4 protein-coding genes are annotated in these 4,196 nt (G+C 68.1%); 2 read left to right on the forward strand and 2 right to left on the reverse strand.

Annotated features, from left to right (window positions below; translation table 11 throughout):
* On the reverse strand, positions 1-923 hold a 923-nt coding region (locus ACWD6N_RS37450), incomplete at its 3' end, for a LamG-like jellyroll fold domain-containing protein (protein ID WP_450006709.1).
* Between the two features lie 527 nt (positions 924-1,450).
* On the opposite strand from ACWD6N_RS37450, the gene ACWD6N_RS37455 reads away from it, so the two are divergent.
* Positions 1,451-2,812 carry a cytochrome P450 family protein gene (locus tag ACWD6N_RS37455; RefSeq protein WP_450006711.1) on the forward strand — a complete coding sequence of 454 codons (1,362 nt, stop codon included), beginning with the start codon at positions 1,451-1,453 and terminating at the stop codon, positions 2,810-2,812.
* Positions 2,813-2,826: 14 nt separating this feature from the next.
* Here ACWD6N_RS37455 and ACWD6N_RS37460 read toward each other — a convergent pair whose 3' ends face one another.
* Positions 2,827-3,135, reverse strand: a complete 309-nt coding sequence (locus ACWD6N_RS37460; protein ID WP_450006713.1) for a hypothetical protein — start codon at positions 3,133-3,135, stop codon at positions 2,827-2,829.
* Positions 3,136-3,290: 155 nt separating this feature from the next.
* Here ACWD6N_RS37460 and ACWD6N_RS37465 point away from each other — a divergent pair.
* On the forward strand, positions 3,291-4,196 hold a 906-nt coding region (locus ACWD6N_RS37465; protein WP_450006715.1), incomplete at its 3' end, for an NAD(P)/FAD-dependent oxidoreductase.

Raw genomic sequence — 4,196 nt, forward strand, 5'->3', positions numbered from 1 at the left:
TTCACGTACAGCGTGCCGGTCTGCTGGGTGAGCGTGACGGCCAGGTGCACCCACTGGTTGGTCGGCAACGCCGCGTTACCGTCGATCCGTTGCTCCCCACCACCACCGCTGACCGTGATCGCGAACCGCGGCACGTTTCCGGTAACCCCAGCACGCGGAGTCAGGAACATGTTGACCGTGGTGTTCTGACCGAAGTCGAACAGCCGGCTCCAGCTCTGAGTGGCCGCGAGGTTCACCCAGGTGGCGATCGTGAAGTCGGCGAGCTGGCTGATCGCCTCCTGCGGAAGGGTCACATGCTGCGCCCGACTGGGACCATTCAGACGGAGCGCGCTGCCGAAGCGGCCCGGCACCCGGCCGATCTGCGGCTCCTGCGGCTCCTCACCGCCCGGACCGCCATCGCCCATCCGCGCGGTGATCGCAGCCTGGCACGCCGCGAGTTCGCCGACCATCCAGTCGAGCTTGCTCTTGAAGATCGGCTCGCCAAGGTCCGCGTAGCCCTGCGCCAAGGCCGTCATGAAGTGGCCAGCCCAGTGGCCGCTGAGCAGTCCACCGTCCTCCCAGCCCCCCGGGACGGAAACGCCCGCCGGGTTCGGCCGACCAGCCTGGTTGTTGAACAGCACGAGGAACCGCCGCTCGTCGAACTGCCGGAGCCAGGCCTTCATGCGGTCGCGCTTCTCCTGGAGCAGTCCGTCGCCCAGCTTCACCTCCCGCAGCTGGAACGGCCTGACCGGGGCGGTAGCGCCGGGGCCGAGATCGGCCGGGGTCGCGGCGAGCGCGCTCAGGCCTGCTGCCGCCTCGACGGCTGGTGCCGCCTCGGCGGCTGTCGCTGGCAACGCGCCTGCGGTGGCCGCCGCGGCCACACCGATGGCTGATGCCTGAAGAACTTTGCGCCGACTGATGGGGCGCTTGTCGGGTTGGGTCACTTGGAATCGTCCTCACATGTCGGTCGGTACTGACCGCTCGGCCAGCCTCTTGCTCGCGGTCGATCCGCTTGATGGATTGGCCTCGGCCGGGGTGGTCAGCTGTCATGCCGGACGGAGGTAGCGATGACCGAGCGAATGATGGGCCCGGATGACAGCGGTCGGCCAGTAGCGGGCGGGATGCCGCTGGGCGTGTTGGGGTAGTCGCTCAGGGAGTTGTCGACGGTTGGCCCCCGTGGCGGTCCGTCTCGTGTGCAGGTGTCATGCGTGCGGCGCGAGCCCGGCGACTGCAAGGAGGGACGCCGCGGTGCTCGGCGCGTTCCGCCCTCCAAGCCGTGACAAGGCTCGTCGATGGGTTGGCGCTATCTCATCGAAGCTCCTCCACTAAACCGTTGTGCTGGCCCACAGACGCCGGTGCCCGCGGCGGCCCACGGAAGGCGCTGAGTCAGCGGCGGGGGGCCTTGATCACCAACCAATGTGAGCGCTAACTCTAAGGTCGACAGTGCCGTCGGGCAAGCAAAAACGCTCGATTGACACGTGCCGGAAACATCTCTATGTTAGCGCTCAACAGGCCTGGCTGGTCGGCCGTCAGCCGTCCGCTCCGAAGCCAGACACACGACGTGGTGACCAAACGTGCGCCATCCGACAGGATGCGCAAGGCGACCGGAGCACACAGTGCACTTCCCGCTGATGGAGGCGACGTGGCCACCGAGTTCGGCGTCTCGGAGTTGTGGGATCCGGTGGTGCGCCGTGACCCGCACAGGTTCTACGACCGGGTGCGAGCCACTGGCAAGCCGGTCCTTCAGATCGATCCCGCAGGCAACCGGTTCTGGATGATCGCCGGACATGCCGATGTGCTGGAAGGGCTGCGTCACCCGGCGATCGGACACGAGGTTCACCGGCGTTGCCCCGGCGGTAGGCAACCCGCCCGGCACGAACTGTCGGAGGTAGCGAGGATCGAGGCCCGCCAGCTCATCAGCCTTGATCCGCCCGACCACACCCGCCTGCGTGGGCTGGTCAGCGGCGGCTTCACGGCACGGGCAGTGGCCCGGTTGGAGCCGTGGATCAGCCAACTCGCCGACCGGCTGGTCGCGCGGGCGCGCCAGCAGGGACGGATCGACGGGATCGCCGACCTTGCCGACCCGGTGCCGGTCAACGTCATCGCCGAGCTGGTCGGCATTCCGGAACCGGACCGGCCACAGTTCCGCGCCTGGTCGGCGGCGATCGTGTCGGCCAGCATCGACAGCTCGGCCGCCACGCTGGCATTCGCGGCATACCTCGACGAGCTGGCGGCCCGGCGGCGGGCCGTCCCCGCCGATGACCTGATATCGCAACTGGTGGCCCACGAGGAACAGGGCGACCGACTCGACCGGGACGAACTGGTGGCGCTGGTGCAGCTGCTGCTCATCGCCGGCCAGGAGACAACCGTCGACCTGATCAGCAACGGCATTCGACTCCTGCTCACCCATCCCGACCAATGGCAGGCACTGCGGGACGATCCGCTGCTGGCGGCAGCGGTGGTCGAGGAGACACTCCGGTTCCGGGGCCCGGTCGAGATCGTGCCACCGCGATTTGCCCTCGAGGACGTCGAGATAGCTGGTGGGCGGATCCCTGCGTTCGACCGCGTGGGACTGTCGTTGTGGGGAGCCAACCGTGACCCCACAGTGTTCGACCGGCCGCACGTGTTCGACATCCACCGCACCGACGTTCGCAAGCACATCGCCTTCGGGCACGGGATCCACTTCTGCCTCGGCGCCCACCTGGCCCGGCTGGAGAGCCGGATCATGTTCGAACGAATCGCGCAACAGCTTCCTAACCTGCGTCTCGCGGTCGATCCCGCTGTTCTTGACGGCTTTCGTCTACATCACGACGGACTGCCGCTGCAGGTTTGAAGCGGGACGCTCGGTCACGCCGTCCCGCGCACACCAGCGAACACCACCGCACAACGGGAGCTGCTGACCACGTTCATCGCGGCCGCCCGCTCGGGCGACATGACCGCGCTGGAGCGGCTCTTCGCGGGGAACGTGACCAGCCTGTCCGACGGCAACGGCGCGTTGGGCGTCGCCCGCCGGCCGCTGGTGGGAGTGGTGCGCGTGGCGAAGTTCCTGAACGCGATCACCTGGTTCTGGGACGGCCTCGACGTGGGGTGGGCGAACACGAACGGCCAGACCTCCGCCGTGCTGCGGCGCGACGGCACCTTGGCCGCCGTGCTCACGGTCAGCGCCTCGACCGAGGGCCTCGATCACGTACTGTGGATGATAAACCTGAGGAGACCGCAGCGGTGTCCGGACTGGCCTGATCCGCCGACGTCACAAACCAGCGCGCTACCTGGTCATATAGGTGTCGACTGCGAGAGAAACAGAGGACACCGTGCGAACGATTCTGGTGGCCGGCGGCGGCTACGCCGGCTTCTACACGGCCTGGAAGCTGGAGAAGAAGCTTCGGCGGGACGAGGCACGGGTCGTCGTGGTCGATCCGCGCCCGTACATGACGTATCAGCCGTTTCTTCCCGAGGTGCTGGCCGGATCGGTCGAGGCGCGACACGCCGCGGTGTCGCTGCGCCGGCACCTACGCCGGGCCACGCTCATTTCGGGTGCGGTCGTTGCGGTAGACCATGCACACAGGACGGCTACTGTGCAGCCGGCCGAGGGTCCGGAGTTCGCGCTCGGCTACGACATCATCGTCGTCACCGCCGGCGCGGTGACCCGCAAGCTGGCCATTCCCGGCGTAGCGGAGCAGGCGATCGGCATGAAGCACGTCGAGGAGGCGGTGGCGATCCGGGATCGGCTGCTGACCGCCTTCGACCGGGCCTCGACGCTCGAGCCGGGGCCGCTGCGCCGGCGGCTGCTCACCGTGACGTTCGTGGGCGGTGGGTTCTCCGGCGTCGAGGGCTTCGGTGAGCTGCTGTCCCTGGCGACGTCGCTGATGCGGGCGTACCCCGAGCTGAACCCTGCCGAGCTGCAGTTCCACCTGGTGGAGGCCCGGGACCGGATCCTTCCCGAGGTCTCCGACGGACCCGGGCAATGGGTAGTGCGGTCGCTGGAGAAGCGCGGGGCACGCATACACCTCAATGCCCAATTGATCTCCGCGCGCGACGGTCACGTGGTGCTGTCGACCGGGCAGGAGTTCGACTCCGATCTGATCGTGTGGACCGTCGGCAACGCCGCCAATCCGATGGTGCGCAGCCACACCGATCTGCCCATCGACGGGCGCGGGATGCTGATCGTACGAGCCGACCTGCGGGTCGGCACCGAGAGCGAACCAGTGCCGGACGCC

The sequence above is a fragment of the Micromonospora sp. NPDC005163 genome (genome assembly GCF_053599835.1).